Annotated in this window: 22 protein-coding genes and 5 pseudogenes; 11 read left to right on the top strand and 16 right to left on the bottom strand. The window is 73.0% G+C overall.

Annotated elements, in window-relative coordinates; translation table 11 throughout:
• Positions 1-52: 52 nt before the first annotated feature.
• Complete coding sequence (locus ABZX90_RS13285) at positions 53-511, bottom strand: cupin domain-containing protein (protein ID WP_351123927.1); 459 nt, start codon at positions 509-511, stop codon at positions 53-55.
• A gap of 81 nt (positions 512-592) precedes the next feature.
• Between ABZX90_RS13285 and ABZX90_RS13280 the strand changes: the two genes are divergently transcribed.
• Positions 593-1,525 carry an FkbM family methyltransferase gene (locus ABZX90_RS13280; protein ID WP_355204388.1) on the top strand — a complete coding sequence of 311 codons (933 nt, stop codon included), beginning with the start codon at positions 593-595 and terminating at the stop codon, positions 1,523-1,525.
• Positions 1,526-1,556: 31 nt separating this feature from the next.
• Here the strand turns inward: ABZX90_RS13280 and ABZX90_RS13275 are convergent, their stop codons facing one another.
• The 3 genes from ABZX90_RS13275 to modA all read right to left on the bottom strand — a co-directional run bounded on the left by ABZX90_RS13275 (position 1,557) and on the right by modA (position 4,503).
• On the bottom strand, positions 1,557-2,645 hold the full coding sequence (locus ABZX90_RS13275; RefSeq protein ID WP_351123921.1) for an ATP-binding cassette domain-containing protein: 1,089 nt from the start codon (positions 2,643-2,645) through the stop codon (positions 1,557-1,559).
• 33 nt (positions 2,646-2,678) lie between these two features.
• A complete protein-coding gene (gene modB / locus ABZX90_RS13270) occupies positions 2,679-3,572 on the bottom strand; it encodes a molybdate ABC transporter permease subunit (RefSeq protein WP_355204385.1) in 894 nt (297 codons plus the stop codon).
• Positions 3,573-3,660: 88 nt separating this feature from the next.
• Positions 3,661-4,503 (bottom strand): molybdate ABC transporter substrate-binding protein, encoded by an 843-nt coding sequence (gene modA / locus ABZX90_RS13265; RefSeq protein ID WP_351123915.1) that lies wholly within the window; start codon positions 4,501-4,503, stop codon positions 3,661-3,663.
• A gap of 244 nt (positions 4,504-4,747) precedes the next feature.
• Between modA and ABZX90_RS13260 the strand changes: the two genes are divergently transcribed.
• The 3 genes and pseudogenes from ABZX90_RS13260 to ABZX90_RS13250 all read left to right on the top strand — a co-directional run.
• Complete coding sequence (locus tag ABZX90_RS13260) at positions 4,748-5,221, top strand: molybdopterin-dependent oxidoreductase (protein WP_351124300.1); 474 nt, start codon at positions 4,748-4,750, stop codon at positions 5,219-5,221.
• Between the two features lie 123 nt (positions 5,222-5,344).
• Positions 5,345-5,695 (top strand): annotated as a pseudogene (locus tag ABZX90_RS13255) (LysR family transcriptional regulator); the annotation flags it as partial.
• A gap of 11 nt (positions 5,696-5,706) precedes the next feature.
• Positions 5,707-6,387: pseudogene (locus ABZX90_RS13250) on the top strand (NAD-dependent formate dehydrogenase); the annotation flags it as partial.
• 48 nt (positions 6,388-6,435) lie between these two features.
• On the opposite strand, the gene ABZX90_RS13245 reads toward ABZX90_RS13250, so the two are convergent.
• Together ABZX90_RS13245 and ABZX90_RS13240 are read right to left on the bottom strand one after the other, a co-directional pair.
• Positions 6,436-6,831, bottom strand: coding sequence for a helix-turn-helix transcriptional regulator (locus tag ABZX90_RS13245; RefSeq protein ID WP_351123912.1), 396 nt, complete (start codon positions 6,829-6,831; stop codon positions 6,436-6,438).
• Between the two features lie 107 nt (positions 6,832-6,938).
• The gene (locus ABZX90_RS13240; protein ID WP_355204381.1) at positions 6,939-7,532 is read right to left on the bottom strand and encodes a hypothetical protein; all 594 of its coding nucleotides are present in this window, start codon (positions 7,530-7,532) and stop codon (positions 6,939-6,941) included.
• Between the two features lie 162 nt (positions 7,533-7,694).
• Between ABZX90_RS13240 and ABZX90_RS13235 the strand changes: the two genes are divergently transcribed.
• Both ABZX90_RS13235 and ABZX90_RS13230 read left to right on the top strand, forming a co-directional pair.
• A complete protein-coding gene (locus tag ABZX90_RS13235) occupies positions 7,695-9,779 on the top strand; it encodes a molybdopterin cofactor-binding domain-containing protein (protein WP_351124298.1) in 2,085 nt (694 codons plus the stop codon).
• A gap of 39 nt (positions 9,780-9,818) precedes the next feature.
• A complete protein-coding gene (locus ABZX90_RS13230) occupies positions 9,819-10,274 on the top strand; it encodes a (2Fe-2S)-binding protein (protein WP_355204378.1) in 456 nt (151 codons plus the stop codon).
• Positions 10,275-10,344: 70 nt separating this feature from the next.
• Here ABZX90_RS13230 and ABZX90_RS13225 read toward each other — a convergent pair whose 3' ends face one another.
• The gene (locus ABZX90_RS13225; protein ID WP_355204605.1) at positions 10,345-11,763 is read right to left on the bottom strand and encodes a hypothetical protein; all 1,419 of its coding nucleotides are present in this window, start codon (positions 11,761-11,763) and stop codon (positions 10,345-10,347) included.
• A 290-nt stretch (positions 11,764-12,053) separates the two neighbouring features.
• Between ABZX90_RS13225 and ABZX90_RS13220 the strand changes: the two genes are divergently transcribed.
• Together ABZX90_RS13220 and ABZX90_RS13215 are read left to right on the top strand one after the other, a co-directional pair.
• Positions 12,054-13,337: a molybdopterin-dependent oxidoreductase gene (locus ABZX90_RS13220; RefSeq protein WP_351123905.1), complete on the top strand. Its 1,284-nt coding sequence runs from the start codon at positions 12,054-12,056 to the stop codon at positions 13,335-13,337.
• Positions 13,304-13,831: pseudogene (locus tag ABZX90_RS13215) on the top strand (hypothetical protein); the annotation flags it as partial. The gene ABZX90_RS13220 and the pseudogene ABZX90_RS13215, both read left to right, overlap by 34 nt.
• On the opposite strand, the gene ABZX90_RS13210 reads toward ABZX90_RS13215, so the two are convergent.
• The 3 genes and pseudogenes from ABZX90_RS13210 to ABZX90_RS13200 form a co-directional block, all read right to left on the bottom strand.
• Positions 13,729-14,649, bottom strand: coding sequence for a class I SAM-dependent methyltransferase (locus ABZX90_RS13210; protein WP_355204375.1), 921 nt, complete (start codon positions 14,647-14,649; stop codon positions 13,729-13,731). The pseudogene ABZX90_RS13215 and the gene ABZX90_RS13210 sit on opposite strands and share 103 nt — an antisense overlap.
• A 299-nt stretch (positions 14,650-14,948) precedes the next feature.
• A pseudogene (locus ABZX90_RS13205) lies at positions 14,949-15,554 on the bottom strand (DUF2064 domain-containing protein); the annotation flags it as partial.
• A 224-nt stretch (positions 15,555-15,778) separates the two neighbouring features.
• Positions 15,779-16,465, bottom strand: a pseudogene (locus tag ABZX90_RS13200) (glycosyltransferase family 2 protein); the annotation flags it as partial.
• Between the two features lie 103 nt (positions 16,466-16,568).
• On the opposite strand from ABZX90_RS13200, the gene ABZX90_RS13195 reads away from it, so the two are divergent.
• Positions 16,569-17,420, top strand: coding sequence for a response regulator transcription factor (locus tag ABZX90_RS13195; protein ID WP_355204372.1), 852 nt, complete (start codon positions 16,569-16,571; stop codon positions 17,418-17,420).
• Positions 17,417-18,529, top strand: a complete 1,113-nt coding sequence (locus ABZX90_RS13190) for a HAMP domain-containing sensor histidine kinase (RefSeq protein ID WP_355204369.1) — start codon at positions 17,417-17,419, stop codon at positions 18,527-18,529. Before ABZX90_RS13195 ends, ABZX90_RS13190 begins: the two co-directional genes overlap by 4 nt.
• Here the strand turns inward: ABZX90_RS13190 and ABZX90_RS13185 are convergent.
• The 3 genes from ABZX90_RS13185 to ABZX90_RS13175 form a co-directional block, all read right to left on the bottom strand.
• Positions 18,504-19,589 (bottom strand): NAD-dependent epimerase/dehydratase family protein, encoded by a 1,086-nt coding sequence (locus ABZX90_RS13185; RefSeq protein ID WP_355204366.1) that lies wholly within the window; start codon positions 19,587-19,589, stop codon positions 18,504-18,506. The genes ABZX90_RS13190 and ABZX90_RS13185 overlap by 26 nt on opposite strands.
• Before the next feature lie 88 nt (positions 19,590-19,677).
• Positions 19,678-20,025, bottom strand: a complete 348-nt coding sequence (locus tag ABZX90_RS13180; protein ID WP_351123892.1) for a hypothetical protein — start codon at positions 20,023-20,025, stop codon at positions 19,678-19,680.
• A gap of 362 nt (positions 20,026-20,387) precedes the next feature.
• Entirely contained in the window at positions 20,388-20,732 is a 345-nt protein-coding gene (locus ABZX90_RS13175; RefSeq protein WP_351123890.1) for a MerR family transcriptional regulator, read from the bottom strand.
• Between the two features lie 441 nt (positions 20,733-21,173).
• Here ABZX90_RS13175 and ABZX90_RS13170 point away from each other — a divergent pair, with 441 nt between their 5' ends.
• Positions 21,174-21,545 (top strand): hypothetical protein, encoded by a 372-nt coding sequence (locus ABZX90_RS13170; protein WP_351123888.1) that lies wholly within the window; start codon positions 21,174-21,176, stop codon positions 21,543-21,545.
• Between the two features lie 71 nt (positions 21,546-21,616).
• On the opposite strand, the gene ABZX90_RS13165 is transcribed toward ABZX90_RS13170, so the two are convergent.
• The 3 genes from ABZX90_RS13165 to ABZX90_RS13155 form a co-directional block, all read right to left on the bottom strand.
• The gene (locus ABZX90_RS13165) at positions 21,617-21,931 is read right to left on the bottom strand and encodes an SCO5918 family protein (protein ID WP_351123885.1); all 315 of its coding nucleotides are present in this window, start codon (positions 21,929-21,931) and stop codon (positions 21,617-21,619) included.
• Positions 21,932-21,995: 64 nt separating this feature from the next.
• Complete coding sequence (locus ABZX90_RS13160; RefSeq protein WP_351123883.1) at positions 21,996-22,298, bottom strand: CBS domain-containing protein; 303 nt, start codon at positions 22,296-22,298, stop codon at positions 21,996-21,998.
• 171 nt (positions 22,299-22,469) lie between these two features.
• On the bottom strand, positions 22,470-23,969 hold the full coding sequence (locus ABZX90_RS13155; RefSeq protein ID WP_351123880.1) for a DEAD/DEAH box helicase: 1,500 nt from the start codon (positions 23,967-23,969) through the stop codon (positions 22,470-22,472).
• Positions 23,970-24,246: the final 277 nt, after the last annotated feature.

The following is a 24,246-nucleotide window of genomic DNA, read 5'->3' as shown; positions in this document are numbered from 1 at the left end:
GCAGGGCCTGTACGGGGGACCCCGCAGCGGCCGCCCACAGGGGAGCCGCCGGTCAGCGTCCCGAGTCCAGCAGGTGGAAGTCGTCGTAGTCGAAACCGGGCGCCACCACACAGCTGACCAGAACCTCCTGGTCGCCGGCCGGGCGGGCGGCCTGCCAGACACCGCCGGGGACGAGGACCTGGGGGCGCTCCCCTGCCTCGATGCGGGGACCGAGACGGACGACCTTGGGGGTGGACTGGGGGCTGGTGCCGTCGCCGCCGAGCAGCACGTCGAGGGGGCCGCCGCGGTGCCACAGCCAGAGTTCGTCGGAGCGGACGGTGTGCCAGGCGGAGGTGTCACCGGGGGCGAGAAGGAAGTAGATGGCGGAGGCGGCGGCGCGGGGGCCGGGGTAGCCGTCGGGGCGGAAGGCCTGTGGCGCGGTCCAGGTCTCGACGAACCAGCCGCCCTCCGGGTGGGGTTGCATGTCCAGGGCGGCGGCCAGTTCCGGAATCCCGGTCTCAGGAGAGGTCACCCCCTGCCTCTATCACGCGATCGAAAGGGGGTTCAACCAACTCCCGGTGGACACGCGCGCTTGTCTGAAAGGGTGTGGGCCATGGCGACCCTTCACAGAAAGCTGCTCGGTCTGCTTCCCCGCATAGGGGTGCAGGTGCTGGATCTCGGATCGGGTGCCGCGGTGGTCTACCGGCGCGGTGTGCGCAGACGCGTCGCACTGGGCCAGGGCGCCGATCTGGTGCTGCGCGGACGGACCGCGGCCTGGAGGCACGTGCCGCTCGGTGGGACCGGTGCGCGGATCCTGCTCGACGAGAAGGAGACCGCGGCCGACGAACGCACGTTCCAACTGGCGGCCGCGGCCTATCTCTGCGGCCAGCACGTCACCGCCCTGCTCGACCGGTGCGCGGTGAACTGCGTGTTCGACGTGGGCGCCAACTCCGGCCAGTACGGCCGCCAGTTGCGCCGCCTCGGCTACACCGGCCGGATCGTCTCCTTCGAGCCGACCTCGGAGGCCTTCGGCAAGCTCCGGAAGACGGCCGAGGGCGACCCCGACTGGCACGTCCACCAGGTCGGTCTCGGCCGGGAGGACACGGCCCGGTCCATCCACGTGGGCTGGAACAGCATGAACTCCCTTCTCCCGCCCAGCGATTACGGCAAGGGCCGTTACAAGCGCTTCGCGAAGACCCGTACCGAGGACATCGAGGTCCGCCGCCTCGACGGGATGATGGACAAGGCACTCGCCGGGATCACCGACCCCCGCCCCTATCTGAAGATGGACACCCAGGGCTACGACCTGGAGGTGTTCGCGGGTGCCGGAGACCGCGTCGCGGAGTTCGTCGGGATGCAGTCGGAGGTCGCGGCGCTGCGGCTGTACGAGGGCAGTCCCCGGATGGACGAGGCCATCGCGCTGTACGAGGAGAACGGGTTCGAGATCACCGGCATGTACCCGGTGACGCGGGAGCCGGCGACCGGGCGGGTGGTGGAGTTCGACTGTGTGATGGTGCGCGCGGCGGCTGTCCCGCCCGGGGAGTAGCGCCGGTGGTCCCCGGGGCCCTCGTGGGCCGCTACGCCGGATAGGCGTGGGTCTGGGCCGCCTTCACCGCCGCCCAGACGGCGGCGCCGGGATGCAGGTCGAGTTCCGCGGCGGCGACCGTCGTCAGGTCGGCGGCGAGCGGGAGTTCGCCGGTGAGGTCCGCGCGGATCTGGTCGCCGTGGGCCTCCAGACCGCCCACGCGGCACTGCCACAGGTTGCGGGCGCTGGAGCCGGTGGGGCGGTCGCGGTAGAGCGTGACGGCGCTCGGCGGGAACGCCACGAAGACGGGTCCGTCGAGATGCTCGGTCGTGGTGATCGCCGGGCCCGCGTTCAGCCGTACGGTGTGGCCCTCGGCCTCGCCCCGGTAGAGGTTGAGGCCGACCAACTGGGCGATGTAGTCGGTGCGCGGCCTGCGGGCGATGTCCGAGGGGCTGCCCTCCTGGACGATCCGGCCGTCCTCGACGACCACGAGCCGGTCGGCCAGCACCATCGCGTCCAGCGGGTCGTGCGTCACGAGGACGGCGACGGCCTCGAAGTCGGCCAGGTGGTGCCGGAGTTGGGCGCGCACCTCCAGCCGGGTACGGGCGTCAAGGGCGGCGAGCGGCTCGTCGAGCAGCAGGAGCCGGGGGTGGGTGGCGAGGGCGCGGGCGACGGCGACCCGCTGCGCCTGCCCGCCGGACAGCCGCCGCGGCTTGGCCCCGGCGTGCTCGGTGAGGCCCATGCGCTCCAGCCACACGGCGGCCTGCGCCCGCGCCTCCGCCTTGGGCACGCCCTGGCAGCGCGGCCCGAAGGCGACGTTGTCGAGCGCGGAGAGGTGCGGGAAGAGCAGATAGTCCTGGAAGACCACCCCGACGGGCCGGGACTCGGGCGGCGTGCCGTCCAGGGAGGCGCCGTCCAGCCGCAGCCGGCCGCCCTCGGACAGCGGGGTGAGCCCGGCCAGCGCGCGCAGCGCGGTGGTCTTGCCCGCGCCGTTCGGCCCGAGCAGCGCGACGACGTCGCCGGGGGCGGCGGCGAGCTCGATGTCGAGCCGGAACGAGCCGCGCCGGACGACGAGACGGGCGTCGAGGCCCTTGTCGGACGGCTCGGCCGTGGCCGCCGCCGCCCGGGTCGCGTCCGTCATGACGCGATCACCTCACCCTCGTACAGACGTCTGTCATGACACCGCCGTCATCCAGCGGTCCCGCAGTCCGGCGAGCACCGCGATCGACACCGCGAGCAGGACGAGGCTCAGGGCGATCGCGGCGGCGGGGTCGCTCTGCAGGGCCAGGTAGACGGCCAGCGGCATGGTCTGGGTGCGTCCCGGGAAGTTGCCCGCGAACGTGATCGTCGCGCCGAACTCGCCGAGTGCGCGGGCCCAGGCCAGTACGGAACCGGCGGCGATGCCCGGCGCGATGAGGGGCAGGGTGACCCGGCGGAACGCGGTGAAGCGGGAGGCGCCGAGGGTCATGGCGGCCTCCTCGTAGCGCGGGTCGGCCGCCCGCAGGGTGCCTTCCACGCTGATCACCAGGAAGGGCATCGCGACGAAGGCCTCGGCCACGACCACCCCGGCCGTGGTGAAGGGCAGCGTGATCCCGAACCACGAGTCCAGCAGCTTCCCGACGACGCCGTTGCGGCCGAGGGCCAGCAGCAGCGCGACACCGCCGACCACCGGGGGCAGGACGAGCGGCAGCGTGACCAGGGCCCGGACGAGCCCGCGCCCGGGGAAGTCCGTACGCGCCAGCAGCCAGGCGAGCGGCACACCGAGCACCAGGCTCACCGCGGTGGCCGCCGTGGCCGAGAACAGGGACAGCTGGAGGGCCTGCCAGACCTCGGGCTTGGTCAGCTGTTCCGGCAGGCTGCGCCAGGGCGCCCGGACGAGCAGCGAGACCAGCGGGAGCAGCAGGAAGACGAGCCCGACGAGGGCCGGCAGCAGGAGGGGAAGCGGCGCCCCGCCCCGTACCCGGCCGCGCGGCCGCACCCGTGACCGCCCGCGTCCGCGCCACGGCCCACCCGTCAGGGTGTCGGCCGGGGCGTCGGTCTTGTCGAACGCGGTCACGGGATCACTCATGGCTTCAGGAGACGGGTTCCGGGGCGTCGGCTTCAAGGGGCGGGCGTCACGAGGTGTGGACCGGGACGCGGCCGCCGTGAGTCGGGTGTCAGGACGTGGGCTGCAGGAACCCGGCCGCCGTCAGCACCTTCTGGCCCTCCGCGGACCGCACCAGTTCGATGAACGCCTTGGCCGCGGCCGCGTTGGGCGCGTCCTTGAGCAGGGCGATCGGGTACTCGTTGATGGCGTCGGCCGACTCGGGGAACTCCACGCCCTCCACCTTGTCACCCGCGGCCTTCACGTCGGTCTTGTACACGACCGCCGCGTCGGCCTCCTTGAGCTCCACCTTGGTGAGGGCGCTCTTGACGTCCTGCTCGTAGGAGACGGGGGTGAGCTTCAGTTTGCTCGCGTCCAGCGCCTTCTGGGCGGCGGCGCCGCACGGCACCGTCTTGTCGCACAGGACGACCTTGAGACCGGACTTGGTGAGGTCCTTCAGGGAGGCGACCTTGTCCGGGTTGCCGGGCAGGGTGGCGATCTCCAGCTGGTTGCGTACGAAGGTGGCGGGGGCCGTCGCCGCGTCGTTCTTGTCGGTCACGATCGCCATCGTCTTCGGGCTGGCCGCGGCGAAGACGTCCGCCGGGGCGCCGCCCGTGATGCTCGCGGCGAGGGTGTCGCTGCCGCCGAAGTTGAAGGTGACCTTGGTGCCCGGATGGGCCTTCTCGAAGTCCTTGCCGAGCGTCGTGAAGCTCTCCTTGAGGGAGGCGGCGGCGAAGACGGTCACCGTGCCGGAGAGCTTCGGCGAGGAGGACGCCGAGGACTTCTGCTCGCCCGAGGAGCCGGAGGCGTCGTCGGAGGAGGAGCAGGCGCTCAGGGCCAGCAGCGCGGCGGCACCGACGCCCGCCACGTGCAGGGTCCGGGTGGTGCGGCGGGTCCGGCGCGCGGATCGGGTCATCACGGATCTACTCCCTCGGAAACTGAGAAGCTCGCTGAAGCCTCCGTCGTGCTCTTCAGTCGTGAGCTCACGTTCTGCTGTGCGCCGATCATACTTCCGCATATGCGACCCGTAAGTCTCCTGTCGCATCGCATAAGCTGTGCATCAGGCCTTGGGATGTACGCATGTGCGTTTGTACGGGACCGTCGCCTGGGTACGGTCCTCCGGGAGGTGCTGCCCAGTGAGCCAGTCCCTGACACAGCCGATGCCGCCGGCTCCCTCGCTCGCGGTGCTCGCCCTGACCGGCGACCTCGCCCGGCCGGCCCGGCTGACCGTGCCCGACCTGTTCGCCTGGCCCCGGCGCCGGGTCGAGGTCAGCTTCGAGTGCGCCACCAGCGGCGTACAGCGCCACGGTTTCGAGGGCCCGCTGCTGCACGACGTGCTCCGGGACGCGGAACCCCGCTTCGACCCGCGCCGCCGCAAGGACCGGCTGCGCTTCCTCATCGCGGTGACGGGCGCGGACGGCCACCACGCGCTGCTCACCTGGGCCGAGATCGACCCCGACTTCGCGGACGCCCCGGTGCTGCTCGCGGTCGCCGTCGACGGCACCCCGCTGGACCGGGCGGGCCCGCAGCTGGTCCTCCCGCAGGACCGGTGCGGGGCACGGCACATCAGCGGTATCAACGCCATCCGGGTCGACGGCCGATACCCGTCCTGGTCCGGCGAAGACCCCGGCTGACCGGTCCGCGCCGGCCCGGTGTGTCCGTGCGGTGCTGTGCGGGGCGGCCCGGGTGGGGCATGCCGGGGCCGTGACAGGTCCGCCCGGTGTCTGCGACCCTGGCCCGCCGACGGGAGGTGGCGCGTGCTGCTGCGTCAGCTGGAGTATCTGGTCGCGCTCGCCCGGGAGCGGCACTTCGCGCGGGCGGCGGCGGCCTGCTTCGTGTCGCAGCCGTCGCTGTCCGCCGCGATCCGCCGGCTCGAACACGAACTGGACGTGCCGATCGTGCGGCGCGGCAGACGGTACGAGGGGCTGACCCCGGAGGGCGAGGTCGTGCTGGCCTGGGCGCACCGGATCCTCGCCGAGCGGGACGCTCTGCGCCAGGAGCTGTCGGCGCTGCGCGGCGGCCTGACCGGCACCCTGCGCCTCGGCATCGTGCCCACCGCGCTGCCCGCCGCGTCCCTGCTCACCACCCCGTTCTGCGAGCGCCACCCGCGGGCCCGGGTCTCGTCCGCAACTACCTGCCCTCGCACCGGGTGGTGCTCGACGGCGGCTGGAACATCGCGGACTGCGTGGCCCGTTCGTACGACCTGGAGGGCATGCACGTCGGCACGGTCGCCGCCGGACGGATCGGCCTCGCGGTGCTGCGGCGGCTCGCCCCCTTCGACGTGAAGCTCCACTACACCGACCGCCACCGGCTGCCGGAGGCCGTCGAGCGGGAGCTCGGGCTCACCTTCCACCCGAGTGCCGCCGACATGGCCCCGCACTGCGACGTCGTCACCATCAACGCGCCGCTGCACCCCGAGACCGAGGGCCTGTTCGGCGACGAGCTGTTCGCCACGATGAAGCGCGGGGCGTATCTCATCAACACGGCACGGGCCCGGATCGTGGACCGGGACGCTGTCGAACGCGCCCTGGTCAGCGGGCAGTTGGCGGGGTACGCGGGTGACGTCTGGTATCCGCAGCCGGCGCCCTCCGACCACCCCTGGCGCACCATGCCGCACCACGGGATGACCCCGCACATCTCGGGTTCCTCGCTCTCCGCGCAGGCCCGCTACGCGGCGGGCACCCGGGAGATCCTGGAGTGCTGGCTGGACGGCACCCCGGTCCGTGACGAGTACCTGATCGTTGACGGGGGCGCGCTGGCGGGGACGGGAGCCCACTCGTACTCGACGACGGGCTCCTGAACCGGCGGACGCCGGTCCTCGACGACGGGTTCTTGAAGCGGCGCCCGCTCAGGCCCGGTCGATGTGCACGTTGGTCGACTTGACCCTGGCCGTTGCCTCCACGCCGACCTCCAGGCCCAGTTCCTCCACGGCCTCGCGGGTCAGCAGGGAGACCAGCCGGTGCGGTCCCGCCTGGATCTCCACCTGGGCCGCGACATCGCCGAGTTTGACGGCGGTGACGATCCCGGGGAAGGCGTTGCGGACGGACGTGTAGGAGGTGACGCCCTCCTCACCACCGGCTCCGGCCAGTTCCACCGAGAACGCCGCGAGGTCGCGCCCGTCGATGAGCCGCCGTCCGCCCTCGTCCCGATGCGTGGTCACCCGCCCGGCGTCCGCCCAGCGCCGGGCGGTGTCGGGGCTCACCCCGAGGAGCCGGGCGGCCTGGCCGATCGTGTAGGACTGCATACGCGCGACGATAGGCAGGCGGTACTCGCACCTGCAAGCCGAACCCCGGGAGGGGCGCCGGCCGCCCCGGGCACGGCGAAGGACCCCGCCCAGGACCGTCGCCGCCGTCAGTCGAGCCTCGGCTCCCCCGTGTGCTCGACCAGGATGTGCTTCGCCCAGAACTTCCCGAAGGCCTTCTTGAGTATCGGTTCGGCCGTCGCCCGGTCGTCGACGCCGAAGACCACATGGCCACTGCCGTCGAGGCCGACCGTGTACAGCGCGAACCGGCCGTCCCAGCGGTCCATGTCGTCGCCGACCCGGTCGACCATGGCGCTGAGCTGCCGCCGGGTGACGTCCGAGTCGTGGATCCGCACCTTCACCCCCTTCTCCGCGTGGCCGCAGATGTCCGCGTCGAACGCCTTGGACGGGATGCGGTACACGCTCACGGAGTTCCCGCGCTCGTCGACCGACACGCTGGTGAAGACGCTCTTGTGGCGTGTCCCGCCCCTCTTGTCGGTGTAGATCGCCAGCCGGAGCGCCGACGAGGTCTCCCTGCCGGGCAGGCTGTGCGCCGACTGGGTGCCGGCGCACACGGTCGTGTGCTCCGCGACGGGCGTCTCCCTGCCTCCCGCGTCGGCGCTCGACCCCTGAACCGCCATGAGCGCCACGGCAGTTGCCGCCACGACGCCGCCGGTCGCCCTGATCCCGCTTCGCTTGTTCATGTAATCCTCCCCGTCCGCCATCCGGTGGTACGGGGACGCGGCAGACGCCGCATACGTTCAGCGGGAACCTCACGGCCGATCCGCCCCTCCTACCAGTCGTACGCCCCCGGACGGCTCGGAGAGGAGCCTCTGTTGGCCCGTCAGCTGTCCCGCCGCAGGTTCATCGTCCACACACTGGCCGCGTCCACGTTGACCGTCGCCGCCCCGCTCGGCTGCGACGCCTCCCCGGCGGAGGGCGCCGAGTCCGCCTCGGGGCCCTCCGACGTCCTGGTGACCGGCACCGACGACGAGATGCTGGTCCTGGAGGTCACCGCGGCCAACAAGATCGTCGTCCGGCTGCCGCGGGTCGAGGTCGGCCAGGGCATCACCACCGCGGTCGCCATGATGATCGCCGAGGAGCTGGACGCCCGGCTCGCCGACGTCGAGATCCCGCTCGCCGAGGCCCGGACCCGCGGCAACCAGTTCACCGGCGGCTCGAACTCGGTCGGTTCGCTGTACGGGCCCGCCCGCGCGCTGGCCGCCACCGCCCGCGCCAAACTGGTGACCGCCGCCTCCCGGCGCTGGCACATACCCCCGAAGACGCTGCACACGCGGGACACCATGGTCGTCGCGCCCGACGGCCGTACGGCCACGTTCGGATCGCTGACCGCGGCCGCCGCCCGGATCCACCGGCCCGCCGTGTCCACCGACCCCAAGCCGGCCTCCCGGCACCGGGTGATCGGGCGGCCGACGTCCCGGATCGACGCGCGGGACATCGTCACCGGCAGGGCGAAGTACACCGGCGACCTGGCGGTGGCCGGGGCGAAGCCGACCGTGGTGGCCCGGCCGCCGACGCTCGGCGGGAAGGTCCGCTCGCTCGACGACCGGGCCGCCCGCGCGCTGCCCGGCGTCCGCGCGGTCGTCAGGATCGAGGGCGGTGTCGCCGTCGTGGCCGACACCTTCCACCATGCCTTCAAGGCTCGGGACGCCCTGCGGATCACCTGGTCGCCGGGCCCGCTCGCCGCACTGTCCGACGCGGACGTACGGGCCCGGCTGCGCGCCGCCGTCCCGCCGCTGGGCACCCCGCCGCTGGGCACCCGGCAGGTGGGCGGCGAGTTCGAGTTCGCGTTCGTCGGACACGCCCCGATGGAGGTGCTGACCGCGGTCGCGGACGTACGGGAGCACAGCGCCGAGATCTGGTTCTCCTCCCAGACGCCGATGGACGCGCGCGACACGATCGCCTCGGCGACCGGGCTGCCCGCCTCGAAGGTCCGGGTCCATGTCCTGCGCGGCGGCGGCTCGTTCGGACGGCGGCTCACCTACGACGCCGCCGTCGAGGCGGCCCTCGTCTCCAAGGCGGCCCGCCGCCCGGTGAAGCTGATGTGGAGCCGTAACGACGACATGCGGCACGGCCGGATGCGCCCGGCCAGTCACCACCGCATCCGGGCCAGCCACGCGGGCGGCCGGGTGGTGGCGTTCACACACATGACGGCGTCGGTGAGCGAGTCGTACGAGAAGCAGGGCGGCACCGCGCGGGGCGGAGTCACCACCACGGGCGCGCGGGCCGGCGGCCCGCTGCCCAGCGACAGCGGCCTCTACAACTTCGGCTCTGTCTCCGGCGATTCGGGCTCGGTGGGCCTCGCGATGCCGCTGGGTGCCTGGCGGTCCGTGGATTCCGGGACCATGCGGACCGCGGAGGAGATCGTCGTCGACGACATCGCCCGGAGCCTCGGCCGGGACCCGGTCGCGTTCCGGCGTACGACACTGCGCGGCAAGGCGGTCAGGGCCGTGCTCGACCGGGTGGCGGACGCCGGGCACTGGGGCCGGAGCATGCCGGACGGGCAGGCCCAGGGCGTGGCCGTGCACGAGGAGTACGGCTCCTGCGTGGCCTGTCTGGTCGAGATCGACGCCCGTGACCCGAAGCACCCGCGGGTCACCAAGGTGGTGATGGCGGCCGACGTCGGAACGGCCGTCAACCCGCGCGGACTGGAGGCCCAGCTCATGGGCACCGCGGTCGACGGCATCTCCACCGTGCTCACGGCCGGTCTGCACCTCGACCGGGGCGCCGTCCGCGAGGGCAGCTTCGCCGACTTCCACTGGGCCCGTCAGCGGCACGCCCCGCTGCACTTCGAGGCGCACATCATGCCCTCCGGAGGAGAGCCCGGAGGGGCCGGCGAACTCGGTGTTCCCGCGGCGGCCGGCGCGGTGGCCAACGCCTACGCCCGTGCGACGGGGACCCGCCCCCGCCGTTTCCCGATCACTTTCTGAGACCCCCTTCCGAGACGTCCTTCCGAGACGAGAGTGCTGATGCCGTCCTACTCCTTCGTCCTCAACGGGAAACAGGTCACCGTCGAGGCACCGGCGGACATGCCCCTGCTGTGGGTGCTGCGCGACCTGCTGGACGTGACCGGACCCAAGTACGGTTGCGGTGTCGGTGTCTGCCGGGCCTGCACCAGCCATCTCGACGGCGCGGAGATCCAGCCCTGTGTCGTCCCGGTCGCGGACTGCGTGAACCGTGAGGTCACCACCATCGAGGGCCTCGCCGACGGCGCCCGCCTGCACCCCGTCCAGCAGGCCTGGCTCGACTGTGACGTGTCCCAGTGCGGCTTCTGCCAGCCGGGCCAGATCATGGCCGCCGCAGCCCTGCTCAAGAAGACCGCCAACCCCACGGACGCGGACATCGACCGCATCGAGAACGTCTGCCGCTGCGGCACCTACTCCCGCATCCGCGAGGCGATCAAGAAGGCTTCCGCGCAGGGCTGACGGCCCGCCCGCACCGTCAGTGGCCGCGGCCGTCGGCCGGCCCGGAGCACCCGGGCCGGCCCGCCGACGCTCACCAGCCCGTCAGCAGCAGATGGTTGAGGAGCAGGGCCAGCGTGGCCTGGGCGAGGAGCCAGGCGCGGGGCCGGGGGAGGAACGCCGCCGCCGGGAGCATCCACAGCGCGAACGGCAGCCAGATGCGTTCCGTCTCCGCCTTGCTCATCCCGGAGAGATCCGCGACGAGGAGGGCGAGCAGGGCCCCGATGACGAGGACGGCCAGGCGGGGTGCCGCGGACTTGTGGGCCGGAGTCGGGGCCCCGGGCGCGGCGGCCCGGCCCACCGGTGCGGGAGTCGCCCGGCCCCGCACCGGCGCGGCCGCCGTCCGCAGGACCGCCGCCCCCGCCCTCCGCAGCCCCGCCACCGTCGCCGGTCCCACGATCAGCACCGTGCAGGCGAGATTCGCCCACACCCAGTAGCCGTACGGCCGGATGCCGCCCGCCCCTTCGAAGTAGCGGGTGACCAACAGGCGGTACGCCTCCCACCAGTTGAACCCGAGAAAGGTGAACATCAGCGGCACGACGGTGAGTCCGGCCAGGGTGTACGGGAGCGGGCGGAACCGGGAGCGCGAGCCGAGCAGCAGCACCGCGCAGGCGATCACGGCGATCAGCGTCAGCCCGTAGGAGAGATACGCGGTGAGGCCGAGGAGGAGACCGGAGGCGAGGCCGGTCGTCCGCGGCCGGTGGCCCGTGACCGCGAGGGCGAGCAGGGCGAGGGCCCAGGCGGCGACGGCCGCGAAGTAGCCGTCCGCGGAGGTGCCCATCCACACCGCCGCCGGGGCGAGGACGAGGAAGGGGGCGGCGCGCCGGGCGAGGGCCTCACCGGCCAGGACGCGCACGGTGACGAGCACCGCCACCGCCGCCGTCGCGCCGACGGTGACGCACCAGACGCCCGCCCAGGCCCCGCCGCCCAGCCCGATCCGGTCGAGGAGGACGAAGGTGAGCGTGGCGGCCGGCGGATGCCCGGCGATGTGCGCGGGCCAGTGGTCGGGGGAGTGCAGCAGGATGTGGTGGGTGAAGTCCCGCAGCGCGGCCGGGATGTCGTGGAAGCGGTTGACCGGCGAGATGACCTGGAGATATTCGTACCGCGTGGTGAGGCGCCGGGCCACGCCCCGCTCCCAGCCGTCGACCAGCGCCAGGGAGAACGTCCACACCGTCGCCGTGCCCCACACGGCGGACAGCAGCCACCGCCAGGACAGCCGGGCGGCGAGGAGCGGCCCGTACGCCACGACGGCGGCGGCCACGGCGATCGCGGCCGCGGTACCGGGACCCACGTGCGGCCCCCAGTGCCCGTACAGCGGCGCGGCGCTGACGAACAGCGTGCCGTCGCGGTGCTCGATGACGTAGCCGACGACCGCCGCCGTCAGGACGAGCAGCGCGGCGGCCAGGGCCGCGGACAGGTCGCGGCGGACGTCCTTGGGCCGGTCGCTCAGCAGCGAGCGGGAAAGGTCGGGGGAACGGGCGTGGGAACGGGCCCGGGACAGGAACGGTGACAGGGCCCGGGGAAGGCGCCGGGTCCGGGAGGGAGCCTGGGAAGGGGCGGCCCGGGAGGGAGCCCGGGAAGGGTCGCTGGGGCGGTCGCGAGGCAGATCGCGGGGGAGATCGCGGTTCACCCTCGCACGCTAGGCCGGGAGGCTCCGCCAGGCGCCGCCCCTGAGGTGGACGTCAGAGTTTCGTCATGGTTTGAGAACCCGTTCGGGGGGTGCCCCCGGCCTACGGTCGGGGCATGCCACGGTCTCCCTCGTCACCCGCGTTCTGGCGCAGTCCGCTGCGCGGCCCCTGGTTCACCTCCGTGCTCGGCGTGGTGCTGCTCGCCGGGATCACGGTGCTGTTCGTGACCGGGCTCCTGTCGTACGCCGCGTACAACCCGAACCTCTCGGCGGTGAACGACAAGACCCCCGACAAGGGGGTCCTCGGGTTCTACCTGTTCTCCTGGCCGACCGATCCGCCCTGGCTGTACCGCCTCACCCAGGGTGTGCACGTCACGCTCGGCATCGCGCTGATCCCCGTCCTGCTGGCGAAGCTGTGGTCGGTCGTACCGAAACTGTTCGCCCTGCCGCCGGCCCGCTCGCTCGCGCACGCCCTGGAACGGCTCTCGCTGCTGCTCCTGGTCGGGGGCGCCCTCTTCGAGTTCGTCACCGGCGTGCTCAACATCCAGCTCGACTACATCTTCCCCGGCTCCTTCTACACGCTGCACTTCTACGGAGCCTGGGTGTTCATCGCGGCCTTCGTGACGCACGCGGTCCTGCGCGTGCCCACGGCGCTGCGCAACCTGCGCCACGTCCGCCGTCCGAGCCCGCCGCCGGACCGGACGAGCTCCCCGCCCGGAACGGATGAACCGGTGCGCCCCGAGGACGAGTTGGTGTCCCCGGACCCCCTGCCGCCCACCGTCTCGCGGCGCGGGGCCCTCGGATTCGTCGGAGGCGGGTCCCTGCTCCTGGTCGCCACCTCCGCGGGCCGGAGCTTCGACGGGCCGCTGCGCGAGACGGCGCTGCTGACTCCGCACGGCGGCGCCGAACCGGGCTCCGGACCCAACGGCTTCCAGATCAACAAGACCGCCGCGTCACGCGGCATCACCGCCACGGAGACGAGCGACGAGGCCTGGCGCCTGGTCGTCGCGGGGAAGGGCCGGACGGTCCGGCTGAGCCGCGCCGAGCTCCGGCAACTCCCCCTGCACAGCGCCGCGTTGCCCATCGCCTGCGTGGAGGGCTGGTCGACGGCGGACCAGTGGTGGCGGGGCGTGCGGCTGCGGGACCTGGCGGGGCTCGTCGGGTACGAGGAGGACGCGGCCCCCGACGTACTCGTGGAGTCGTTGCAGCGGCGCGGGGCGTTCAGGGCGGCCGCCCTGCGCGACAACCAGGTGCGTGATCCGCGGTCCCTGCTCGCCCTGTTCGTCAACGGCGAGGCCCTCACCCCCGATCACGGCTACCCGGCGCGGATCATCGTCCCGGCCGCGCCCGGCGTGCTGAACACCAAATGGGTGGCCCGGATGACGTTCGGAGACCTGTGATGCGACGACCACGAGCGATGCGACGACTGCTGGAGACGGGACGCACGCCTGAGCCGCGACGGCACCCGAGGCGCCCGCCGAGCGGCCGGGATCTGATCGGCAGTCCCTTCCAACTCCTGCTGCTGGCCTGCTCGTTCGCCCTCGCCGCCTACGCGGGTGTGCGGCTGCTCGCCGACGACTGGTTCGAGGTGGCGCTCTGGTTCGTGGGCGCGGCGGTGCTGCACGACCTGGTGCTGGTGCCGTTGTACGCCGGCGCGGACCGGGCCGTCGCGGTGTCGCTGGACGCGGCCGGCCACCGGGACCGGACGATCTACGTCCGGGTGCCGGCGGCCCTCTCCGGCCTCCTGCTGCTGGTGTGGTTTCCGCTGATCAGCGGCCAGGTCGCCGACCACTACCGGTCGGCGACCGCCCTGCCCGGCGATAGCTTCCTGGCCCGCTGGCTGCTGATCACGGCGGTGCTGTTCGCCGGGTCCGCGCTGGTGCTCGTCCTGCGGTCCTTCCGGGCGTCCCGCTCCGGCCCACTGCGCAGGGCCACGAACGAACGCCCGCCCGCCGCCCACTGAGCGTCCGCGCGCCATCCGGCGCGCGCCGCGTGCCGGAGCAGCGCGGGGGTGCCGAGCCGGGCCCACGGAAAGGCGGCCCGGTCGGCCGGCCGGCCCTGGGCGCCGTCCTCGCCGCCGGCCCCGGCCGCACCGTCGTCGTCGGTGTGCGCGGCGCGGACGATGCGGACGTCGACGCGTTCGTCGACGTCCGCGCCCGCGACGGTCTCGGCGATCAGCAGACCGCCCGGAGCGAGCAGCTCGGCCGTGCGGCGGAGGAGGGCGGCCGGGTCGCCGCCGATGCCGATGTTGCCGTCGACGAGGAGGGCGGTGCCCCAGCGGCCCTCACCGGGGAGCTGCTCGAAGACCGACCGGTGCAGCGCCTGTCCGCCGAGCCGCACGGTGCGGGCGACGGCGGCCTCGCTGACGTCGATGCCGAGGGCGGGCCGTCCCCGCGCCGCGAGTTCCGCGACCAGTCGGCCCGGCCCGCACCCCACGTCGAGCACGGCGCCCTCGCAGTACGCCAGCACCTGCAGGTCCACCGCGTCGGCGCGGGCGCACCAGCGCTCCACCTCCAGGGGGAGCAGCCAGCCGTCCGTCCGCCGCAGAAACAGCGGCCCCCGGCCGGCGCCCAGGGCGTCGGCGTAGGGATCGGCGGCCCAGGAACGCGCGGCCCGCCCGGACAAGGTCCCTTTCCCGGCTCCGCCGCCACTTCCGGCCCTGCTCCCAGTCCCCGTCCCCCCTCCTGTTCCCGTCCCCATCCCCATCCCCATCCCTGTTCCTGCACCTGCACCTGTCCCCGTCCCCGTCTTGACCCGTGCGTCGCTCACCGCCCGGCACCCCGCGGCCCGGCGGCCGGGCCGCGGTCCGGGCCGGTGCCGAGTCCGGCGGCTTGCGCGGCCCTGAGTCCGCCGACGAATCCGGAGGGCTGCCCGGACGCCGACCTCAAGGTCCGCCCCGCGGTCTGTCCTGCGGTCTGTCCCGCGGTCTGTCCGGGGACCTGCTCCGGGACCGGGCCGGCCGTCTCGCCCTCGGACGGTCGGGGAACTTGTCCGGCACCCTGTCCGGCAGGCGCCCCGAGCCGTCCCAGCTCCGCCGCGAAGAACCCCTCGGGTGCCGTGTCGGCGACCGCCGCCGCGTCCGCTGCCGTGTCGACGTCCCGCAGGCGGGGCAGATCCCGTACCCGCAGCCCGGCCCCGACGAGACGTTCCCGTTGCACGGCACCCGTCGTGTGCGTCGACATCGGCACGCCCCGCAGGAGTTCGGGGTCGGGTTCGGCGAGACCCAGCGCCCAGAAGCCGCCGTCCTCCGCCGGCCCGAAATACGCGTCGCAGTCGGCGAAGTCCACGGTGAGGAGGGCGGGCGTCACCTGGGGTGTGTCCATGCCGATCAGCAGCGCGGGCCCGCCGCAGCCCGCGAACGCCGCGGCCAGCCGCTCGTCCAGCGTGCCGGCGCACTGTCGTACGACGTCGAAGCCGGCCGGAAGCCAGGGGCCGGGCGTTCCGTCGAGCACGAGGACCCGGCGCCGCGCGGGCGTCGCCGCCACCGTGCGCAGGGTGTCCACGAGGGACGCCTCGGCGAGCGTCGCCGCTTCCCGGGGGGTGAACGGCGGCGTGAGCCGGGTCTTCACCCGGCCCGGCAGCGGTTCCTTGGCGATGACGAGCAGGGTGACGCTCACTGGACGGTTCCTCCTCGGGACGGTGCGAGGGCCGACGTCGGCGCCGATCCCGGGGCCGATGGTGGGGCAGATGTCGGGGCCGACGCAGGGGCCGACGTCGGGGTCGGGACCTGGGCAGCGGCTGGGGTTTCGGCCGGGGTTTCGGTCGGGGCTGCGGTCCGGGTGTCGGTGTCGGCCCCTGCGTCGGCGTCGGCGTGGGCGTGGGGTTGCGCCCGGGTGGGCCTGGGCGGCTCGGCCAGGACGCGGCGCATGTCCCGTACCGCCTGCCAGGTGCCGCGCCAGGTGCCGGTGACCTTGGAGACGCCGGTGCGCGGCAGATACGGCACGTCGTGCTCGGCGACGTGCCAGCCCGCGTCGGCGGCGCGGACGACCATCTGGAGCGGATAGCCGCTGCGACGGTCGGTGAGCCCGAGGCCGAGCAGCGCCTCACGGCGGGCCGCGCGCAGCGGACCGAGGTCGTGCAGGCGCAGGCCGGTGCGGCGCCGGAGCATCCGGGCCAGCGCGATGTTGCCCGCACGGGCGTGCGCGGGCCAGGCGCCGTGCCCCTGCGGGCGGCGCCGGCCCAGCACCAGGTCCGCCTCACCGGCCCGGACCTCGGCGACGAACGGCAGGAGCCGGGCCGGGTCGAGCGAACCGTCGCAGTCGCAGAAGCAGACGATGTCCGCGGTGGCGGCGGTCAGCCCGGCGTGGCAGGCGGCGCCGAACCCGCGGCGCTCCTCGCGCACGACGGTCGCGCCGAGCCCGCGGGCCAGTTCCGCGGAGCCGTCCGTGGAACCGTTGTCCACGACCAGCGCGCGCCAGCCGGGCGGGATCCGGGAGAGCACCCAGGGCAGGGCGCCGGCCTCGTTCAGACAGGGAAGGACCAGGTCGACGTCCGGGTCCGGTACGGGAAAGGTCGTCACGGCCTTCACCTTACGAACGCGAAAGGGATATACCGGACTTCATGTCCTTACGAAACTCGGACGTCGGCGTCGGCGACCCGCACCGGACCGGACCGGGTGGGACGCTGGACGCATGCATCGACCGCACGAATCCCCAGGTGCCGGACCTGACCCGAGCGTGAACGGGGTACCGGGGTCCGTCGCGAGCCCGCACACGGAGACCGCCGCTCCTCCTCGCGCGGAGGCCACCCGTGTCCTCGTCGTGGACGACGATCCGACCGTGGCCGAGGTCGTCTCCGGGTACCTCGACCGCGCCGGTTACCTCGTGGACCGTGCCGCGGACGGTCCCGCGGCGCTGGCCCGTGCCGCCGCGCACCGGCCCGACCTGGTGGTGCTCGACCTGATGCTGCCGGGCATGGACGGCCTGGAGGTCTGCCGCCGACTGCGCGCACACGGGCCCGTGCCGGTCATCATGCTCACCGCGCGCGGCGACGAGGACGACCGGATCCTCGGCCTGGAGGTCGGGGCCGACGACTACGTCACCAAGCCGTTCAGCCCGCGGGAACTGGTCCTGCGTGTCGAGTCCGTCCTGCGCAGGACACGGCCGGCCGCCACCGCGCGCCCGCTGCACGCCGCCGGTCTCACCATCGACCCGTCGGCCCGCCGTGCCACCAAGAACGGTGCCGAACTCGCCCTCACCCTGCGTGAGTTCGACCTCCTCGCCTTCTTCCTCCGGCACCCCGGCCGGGCGTACGCCCGCGAGGACCTGATGCGTGAGGTGTGGGGCTGGGACTTCGGCGATCTGTCGACGGTCACCGTCCATGTGCGCCGGCTGCGGGGCAAGGTCGAGGACGACCCGGCCCGGCCGCGTCTGATCCAGACGGTGTGGGGCGTGGGCTATCGCTTCGACGACACGGAAGCGGTCGCCCGTCCCGCAGCCACCGGACCGACCCACCCCGCACCCGAGGAAGAGGCCCGCCCATGAACGACATACTGGTCATGGCCCTGTTCGCCTTCCTGGGCGCCGCCGCGGCCGGCCTGCTCGGCGCGGGCGCGCTCCGGCTGCTCCGGCGCCGCTCGCTCACCGCCTCCGTCGCGGTCGTCGCCGCCGTGGCCGTCGGCGCGATGCTCGCGGGAACGCTGGCGGTGGCGTGGGCGATGTTCCTGTCCCCGCACGATCTGAGCGTGGTCACGACGGTCGTCGCCATGGCGGCCGTCGTCTCCCTGGCCACCGCGCTCCTGCTGGGCCGCTCGGTCGTGGCCCGCAGCAGGGCGCTGACGCTCGCCGCCCGCTCCTTCGGTGACGGCGGCGACTTCGCGGCCCCCGAGGGCCCGTCGACCGCCGAACTCTCGGCGCTCAGCCGTGAGTTGGCGGCCACCAGCCGCAAGCTGGCCGAGTCCCGTGACCGTGAGCGTGCCCTGGAGACCTCGCGCCGCGAGCTCGTCGCCTGGATCTCGCACGATCTGCGCACGCCGCTCGCCGGGCTGCGCGCGATGTCCGAGGCCTTGGAGGACGGCGTGGCGGCGGACCCGAACCGCTACCTGCGCCAGATCCGTACGGAGGTCGAGCGCCTCAACGGCATGGTCGGCGACCTCTTCGAACTCTCCCGGATCCACGCGGGCGCCCTCGCCCTGTCCCCCTCCCGCGTCTCCGTGTACGACCTGGTCGGTGACGCCCTCGCGGGAGCGGACCCGCTGGCCCGCGAGCACGGCGTACGGCTGATCGGCGACCGCGTCGAGCAGGTGCCGGTCGAGGTGGACGGCAAGGAGATGAGCCGCGTGCTCGGCAACCTCCTCGTCAACGCGATCCGCCGTACGCCCGCCGACGGCACGGTCGCGGTCGCCGCCGAACGCTCGGCGGTGGGTGTCGTCCTGTCCGTCACGGACGGCTGCGGAGGCATCCCGGAGGAGGACCTCCCGCGCGTCTTCGACACCGGCTGGCGCGGTACTCACGCCCGTACGCCACCCGCCGGTGCCGGCCTCGGCCTCGCCATCGTCCGGGGGATCGTCGAGGCCCACCGCGGCATCGCCGCCGTCCGCAACGTCCCCGGCGGCTGCCGCTTCGAGGTCACCCTGCCGATGGCGGGGGTGTGAGGGACGCCCTGTCCGCCCGGCCCCTGTACGCCCGGCCGGGGCGTCCGCTCTCGGCGTCCCGGTCCTGCTCCCCGCGCAGCGGCGCCGCCGCGAACTCCCGCATCCCTTCGGCGAATCCGATCTCCGCCTTCCAGCCCAGCTCGGCCCGCAGCCGGGCCGAGTCCGCGGTGATGTGCCGCACGTCCCCCAGCCGGTACTCCCCGGTCACGACCGGATCGGGCCCTCCGTACGCGTCGGCCAGCGCCCGGGCCATCTCGCCCACCGTACGAGGCTCACCGCTGCCGGTGTTGTAGACGCTGAGGGCGCCGTCCTGCGAAGTCGCCTCCAGGGCGGCCACGTTGGCGGCGGCCACATCTCCCACATGGACGAAGTCCCGCCGCTGTCCGCCGTCCTCGAAGACGCGCGGGGCCTCACCGCGGGCGAGTGCGGACCGGAAGAAGGAGGCGACGCCCGCGTACGGGGTGTCGCGGGGCATTCCGGGGCCGTAGACGTTGTGATAGCGCAGCGACACCGCGGTGCCGGCCGTCGACCGGGCCCACGCCGCCGCGAGATGCTCCTGGGCCAGCTTGGTCGTCGCGTACACATTGCGCGGGTCGACGGGCGCGTCCTCGCCCACAAGTCCCGGCGTCAACTCCTCACCACAGCGCGGGCACCGCGGCTCGAAGCGCCCGCCGTCCAGATCGGCGACGGCCCGCGGCCCCGGCCGCACCACCCCGTGCCACTCGCACGCGTACCGCCCCTCCCCGTACACGACCATCGACCCGGCGAGCACGAGCCGTCGTACCCCCGCGTCCGCCATCGCGGCGAGCAGCACGGCCGTACCCAGGTCATTGCGCGAGACGTATTCGGCCGCGTCGCCGAACCCGACGCCGAGGCCGACCATCGCGGCCTGATGGCACACCGCGTCGACGCCGTTCAGCGCGCCCGCGACCGCCTCGGCGTCCCGCACATCGAGTCCGTCCCGCAGGTCGAACACGACCGCCTCGTGCCCCCGCGCGCGCAGCGCCGCGACGACATGACCTCCGATGAACCCGGCTCCGCCGGTAACCAGTACACGCATGACACGAACGCTAGAACCGCCACCCCGTCCCGCGGCAGCACCGCGCCCACCACGTCACGGCTCCGTAAGACCCGGGAGCGGCGCGTGCTCACATGCGCAGCAGCCGCTGGGTGATCTCGCGGTACTGCCGCAGCGCGTGGCGGAGTTCGTCGGCCTGGGTCACGGGGTCCTGGCCGTGCCAGCCGTCGTGGAGGGCGCGTCGTCGTTCGGTGAGGGCGCTCATGAGCTGGGCCGCGGCTTCGTCGAACGCGGTCTCGGCCTCTTCCAGCGCTTCACGCGGGTTGTTCGCGAACGTGTTGAGAGCGTGGTTGAGCCGCTGGGTGAGTTCGGCCCGCTCGGTCGACCCGAGCAGCGGCTCCGGGCCCGGCGTGCGACGCTCGCCGGAGCCGGGTTGCCTGTCCGGGGGCTGCTGGGCGCGTGTCTGGTCGTACATCATCGTGGGCCACTTCCTGTACGTCGTACCGGCCGGGCGCGTAGGGCGATCAGGGGGCGACGATCGTGTCGTGTCGATCGTGTCGATCGTGTCGTGACAATCGGGTGGGGTTCCGGAAGGGTCGTCACCGCGATGATCCCGGCCGCCACGGTCACCGGAGAGGCATGGGCTGTACACCGGGCTGTCAGTCAACGCCGGGTGACCTCCCGTGTCAACGCGGTCCCCCGCCCCCGGCCGCGGGCGCGCGCGACCCGCGTGTGTCGATCGGGGGCTGTCGTCTCCGTGCGGTGCCGTTTCCGTGCGTGCCGTCGTCGTGCGGTGTCGTCTCCGTGCGGTCGGGACGGCCGGTCCGCCCGTGGACGTGGTCAGCCCGCGCCGGATCCGTCCGATGCCGCCCGTGCGGCGCGCCGGTACTCGGCGTTGATGCGCTGAGCGTCTTCGAGCTGGTCCTCGAGGATGACGATGCGGCAAGCGGCCTCGATGGGGGTTCCCTTGTCGACGAGCTCCCGCGCGCGGGCGGCGATCCGCAGCTGGTAGCGGGAGTAGCGCCGGTGTCCGCCCTCCGAGCGGAGCGGGGTGATCAGGCGGGCCTCACCGATGGCGCGGAGGAAGCCCGGCGTGGTGCCGAGCATCTCGGCGGCCCTGCCCATCGTGTACGCGGGGTAGTCGTCGTCGTCGAGACGACCACTGAGTGGAGTGTCCGCTGTCATTTCACCTCGTTGTGGCACGCGTCGAGGGGCCCCGATGCCGTACGGCACCAGGGCCCCGAAGGAAATTGAACACCATCTGCCGGCTCTACTGCGGAGCCGACCTTCTGTTTCCGCTACCGGGCCCGAGCGAGGGGCGGGTGAGCGGGGATCGTGTGTGCGTGACCGGGAACCACCGTCCATTCCGGGTTCTTGCGGTACCCGGGCCGGGATGTCTCGCGGGCCGGGCGATCCTGATGGCGTCTGCCTCCGCAGTCCTTCCTCTGGAGCGAGTACCTGCCGAGCCGGCACCGAACTCCTCCGGCTCGACGATGTCTGTACAGCAAACCCTAATCACGCCATCGTGCGATGTCTACCGTGGCAAACACAGATTTCGAGTGGTTTGAGGCGTAGATATTCTGCGGCACACAGCGACCGGTGGGCCCGCTGAATAGAATGGGTCCTGTGTCGAACCCTGATGAGCTGCTCGTTGACATCTCCGCCATGGTGGAGTCCGGGCACAGCACTCAGATGTCGTTGACCGTGATCGTCGGCGGTGCCGTCATCACCGGCCGGCTGGCTCCCGAGGCCGTGTGGCGGGAGCGGGTGTCGGAGGTACTGACGGACTCGGACCGTCTCGGCCCCTTCGCCGAGGTGTTCGCCGGCCGGACGGTGGGCCGAGGTGGCGGCACGGGGGCGCCGACCCATCTGCACTTCCATCTCGCCCGCATCCTTCAGGGCAGCGTCGGGATTCCCGAGACCGGCGGAATGTACCGCGTCGCGATCGAGTCCGTCAGCGCCTGGACGGTGGGCGACTTCAGGTACTCCGACCAGTGAGAACGCGATGAGGGCCCCGCCGACTGTGTCGGCGGGGCCCTCATGGCTGTGCTGATGTCGGCGGGACGTCCTCAGGGTTCGAGCGGGGCGGGGCTGCCGAGCAGGGCCGAGGCGTTCTGGAGCGGGCTGAGGGCGCGCGCGGGCGCGGGGACCTCAGGAGTGCGGCAGGTGAAGCCGAGGCGGGCCATGGCCCGGGTCACTTCGCCGGCCGTGAAGTCGCGGCGGTCCTGGCGGGTGATGACCTCGCCCACCTGCTTGACGGGATAGTGACAGCGGCCGATGATCACGGACTCACCCGTGATCGGCTCGGGCTTGATCCCCTTCATCGATTCCAGCACCCCACTCTTGGTGAGGTCGAACGGGAAGCGGGCGATGACACAGCGCATGATGCCTCACAGGTAGCGGGAGAACGGGCCGGGCGGGGCCGGGTGAGCCGGGGCGGCAGGACGTTCAGTTGGAGCGGGCGAGAGCGCCCGGGGTGTGGCGGGGGCCGAGGACATCCCGTACGCGGACCCGGTCCGTGTACGCGGAGCCGTCGCGGACGAGGGCGAGCTGGGCCTCGGTGACCGAGCCCGTGCACTGGTCGTCCTCGTCGCAGACGAGGAGATACCCCACACGGGCGCCGGCCATGACGGAGAGAGCCACCTCGACGGTCATGTCGCCCCGCACCCGCGGCCCGGAAGCGTCGCTCGGACGGGCGACGACGATCGGGACGGGTCCCGCGGAACGCGGCTGCGTCTGGACGAGCGTCAAGGGGTGCCTCCTGCGGGTTCGTGCGGGGTGCGCATGGCGGCCGGTGACCGGCAACCGGTGGCAGGTGACCAGAGACCGGCGAACGGTGACCGGCGGCCGGGTCGCCGGTCACCGCGAAGGGTGACCGGCGAACGGCGCGTCGGGTGCCTGAGCTGTCGGGCGGTGGCAGGACTACTGCTGGGCCGTGCGATGCGCGGTGGTACCGGTGGACCGGCCCTGGCCGCCGGAGCGGCCACGCCGGCCCCGGGAGGAGGTGGAGCTGCCACGGCGGGGACGCTCGGTCACCGGCGCGCGGATGACGACCGGCACGCCCGAGGGGGCCTGGGCGCCCGTGATGCGGCTCAACTCCTCTTCACCCGAACGCACTTGGCTGGTCTGCGGGGTGATGCCGGCGGCGACCATCAGTCGGCTCATCTCACGGCGCTGGTTGGGCATGACCAGGGTCACGACGCTGCCGGACTCGCCGGCACGGGCCGTACGGCCGCCGCGGTGCAGATAGTCCTTGGGGTCGGTCGGGGGATCGACGTTGACCACGAGGTCCAGCTGGTCGACATGGATGCCGCGCGCCGCGACATTGGTCGCCACCAGGACCGTCACATGCCCGGTCTTGAACTGGGCCAGGGTCCGTGTGCGCTGCGGCTGGGACTTGCCGCCGTGCAGGGCCGCGGCGCGGACACCGCTGCTCAGCAGGTGCTCGGTCAGCCGGTCCACCGCGTGCTTGGTGTCCAGGAACATGATCACCCGGCCGTCTCGCGCCGCGATCTCGGTGGTCGTCCGGGCCTTGTCCGAGGCCTGCACGTGCAGGACGTGGTGCTCCATCGTCGTGACCGCGCCCGCGGACGGGTCGACGGAATGGACCACCGGGTCGGACAGGTAGCGGCGGACCAGCAGATCGACGTTGCGGTCCAGGGTGGCGGAGAAGAGCATCCGCTGCCCTTCCGGACGTACCTGGTCGAGCAGCGCCGTGACCTGCGGCATGAAGCCCATGTCGGCCATCTGGTCGGCCTCGTCGAGGACGGTGATGGCGACCTGGTTCAGCCGGCAGTCGCCCCGCTCGATGAGGTCCTTGAGCCTGCCCGGCGTCGCGACGACGACCTCGGCTCCGCCGCGCAGGGCACCGGCCTGGCGGCCGATCGACATCCCGCCGACGACGGTGGTCATCCGCAGCCGCAAGGAACGGGCGTACGGGGTGAGCGCGTCGGTGACCTGCTGGGCCAGTTCCCGGGTGGGGACGAGGACCAGGGCCAGCGGCTGCCGCGGCTCGGCGCGCTGCCCGGCGGTACGGGCCAGCAGCGCGAGGCCGAAGGCCAGGGTCTTGCCCGAGCCGGTGCGGCCGCGGCCGAGTACGTCGCGGCCCGCGATGGAGTTCGGCAGGGTCGCCGCCTGGATCGGGAAGGGGACGGTCACGCCTTCGTGGCCGAGCGCTTCCAGCAACGGCGCGGGCAGGTCGAGCTCGGCGAACGCTTCGACGGCCGGCAGGCCGGGGTTGATCGTCACCGGCACCGCGAACTCTCCGCGCGGCGAAGACTGTTGGCGTCCGTAGCTCTTCGACCTGCTGGGAGCGCCGGAACGGCCGGCGGACGCGCCCCCGAAGCGGCTGCCGCCCCTCTTGGCGCCGGCGCCCTCCGTGCGGGTGCGGGCGAAGCGATCGTTTGTGCGCGTGCGATTCATGCGAAACCTTCCTTGACCGGGCGCGTATCAAGGAATTCCCGCAGCGAATGAGCAGCGCAGAGAATCGCGAGAACGAGCCGAATGAAATTCAGCACCGAATCGGATCGGTGTTGAATTCTCACGGGATGTGATGCCGAGAGAACGGCGGGATCCCGGAAACGAGAGAAATGGAGCGGTGGAGCGAAAAGAAGTGGAGCGATCGGGAAGCTAAGCGGAAGCGCCGGGCGTCGGGTGACAGAACCGGGAGCGGACCAGGAGCGGACCGGAAGCGGACAGC

This window comes from Streptomyces sp. NPDC002935, assembly GCF_040611295.1.
GTDB lineage: Bacteria > Actinomycetota > Actinomycetes > Streptomycetales > Streptomycetaceae > Streptomyces.
This window is presented reverse-complemented; position numbering and strand designations above follow the sequence as displayed.

Bases quoted from the DNA above. Each gene is read 5' to 3' on its own strand.
- ABZX90_RS13280 (WP_355204388.1), top strand. From the start codon at position 593: ATGGCGACCCTTCACAGAAAGCTGCTCGGTCTGCTTCCCCGCATAGGG.
- ABZX90_RS13275 (WP_351123921.1), bottom strand. From the start codon at position 2,645: ATGACGGACGCGACCCGGGCGGCGGCGGCCACGGCCGAGCCGTCCGAC.
- modB (WP_355204385.1), bottom strand. From the start codon at position 3,572: ATGAGTGATCCCGTGACCGCGTTCGACAAGACCGACGCCCCGGCCGAC.
- modA (WP_351123915.1), bottom strand. From the start codon at position 4,503: ATGACCCGATCCGCGCGCCGGACCCGCCGCACCACCCGGACCCTGCAC.
- ABZX90_RS13260 (WP_351124300.1), top strand. From the start codon at position 4,748: ATGCCGCCGGCTCCCTCGCTCGCGGTGCTCGCCCTGACCGGCGACCTC.
- ABZX90_RS13245 (WP_351123912.1), bottom strand. From the start codon at position 6,831: ATGCAGTCCTACACGATCGGCCAGGCCGCCCGGCTCCTCGGGGTGAGC.
- ABZX90_RS13240 (WP_355204381.1), bottom strand. From the start codon at position 7,532: ATGAACAAGCGAAGCGGGATCAGGGCGACCGGCGGCGTCGTGGCGGCA.
- ABZX90_RS13230 (WP_355204378.1), top strand. From the start codon at position 9,819: ATGCCGTCCTACTCCTTCGTCCTCAACGGGAAACAGGTCACCGTCGAG.
- ABZX90_RS13220 (WP_351123905.1), top strand. From the start codon at position 12,054: ATGCCACGGTCTCCCTCGTCACCCGCGTTCTGGCGCAGTCCGCTGCGC.
- ABZX90_RS13210 (WP_355204375.1), bottom strand. From the start codon at position 14,649: ATGGGGATGGGGATGGGGACGGGAACAGGAGGGGGGACGGGGACTGGG.
- ABZX90_RS13195 (WP_355204372.1), top strand. From the start codon at position 16,569: ATGCATCGACCGCACGAATCCCCAGGTGCCGGACCTGACCCGAGCGTG.
- ABZX90_RS13190 (WP_355204369.1), top strand. From the start codon at position 17,417: ATGAACGACATACTGGTCATGGCCCTGTTCGCCTTCCTGGGCGCCGCC.
- ABZX90_RS13185 (WP_355204366.1), bottom strand. From the start codon at position 19,589: ATGCGTGTACTGGTTACCGGCGGAGCCGGGTTCATCGGAGGTCATGTC.
- ABZX90_RS13180 (WP_351123892.1), bottom strand. From the start codon at position 20,025: ATGATGTACGACCAGACACGCGCCCAGCAGCCCCCGGACAGGCAACCC.
- ABZX90_RS13175 (WP_351123890.1), bottom strand. From the start codon at position 20,732: ATGACAGCGGACACTCCACTCAGTGGTCGTCTCGACGACGACGACTAC.
- ABZX90_RS13165 (WP_351123885.1), bottom strand. From the start codon at position 21,931: ATGCGCTGTGTCATCGCCCGCTTCCCGTTCGACCTCACCAAGAGTGGG.
- ABZX90_RS13155 (WP_351123880.1), bottom strand. From the start codon at position 23,969: ATGAATCGCACGCGCACAAACGATCGCTTCGCCCGCACCCGCACGGAG.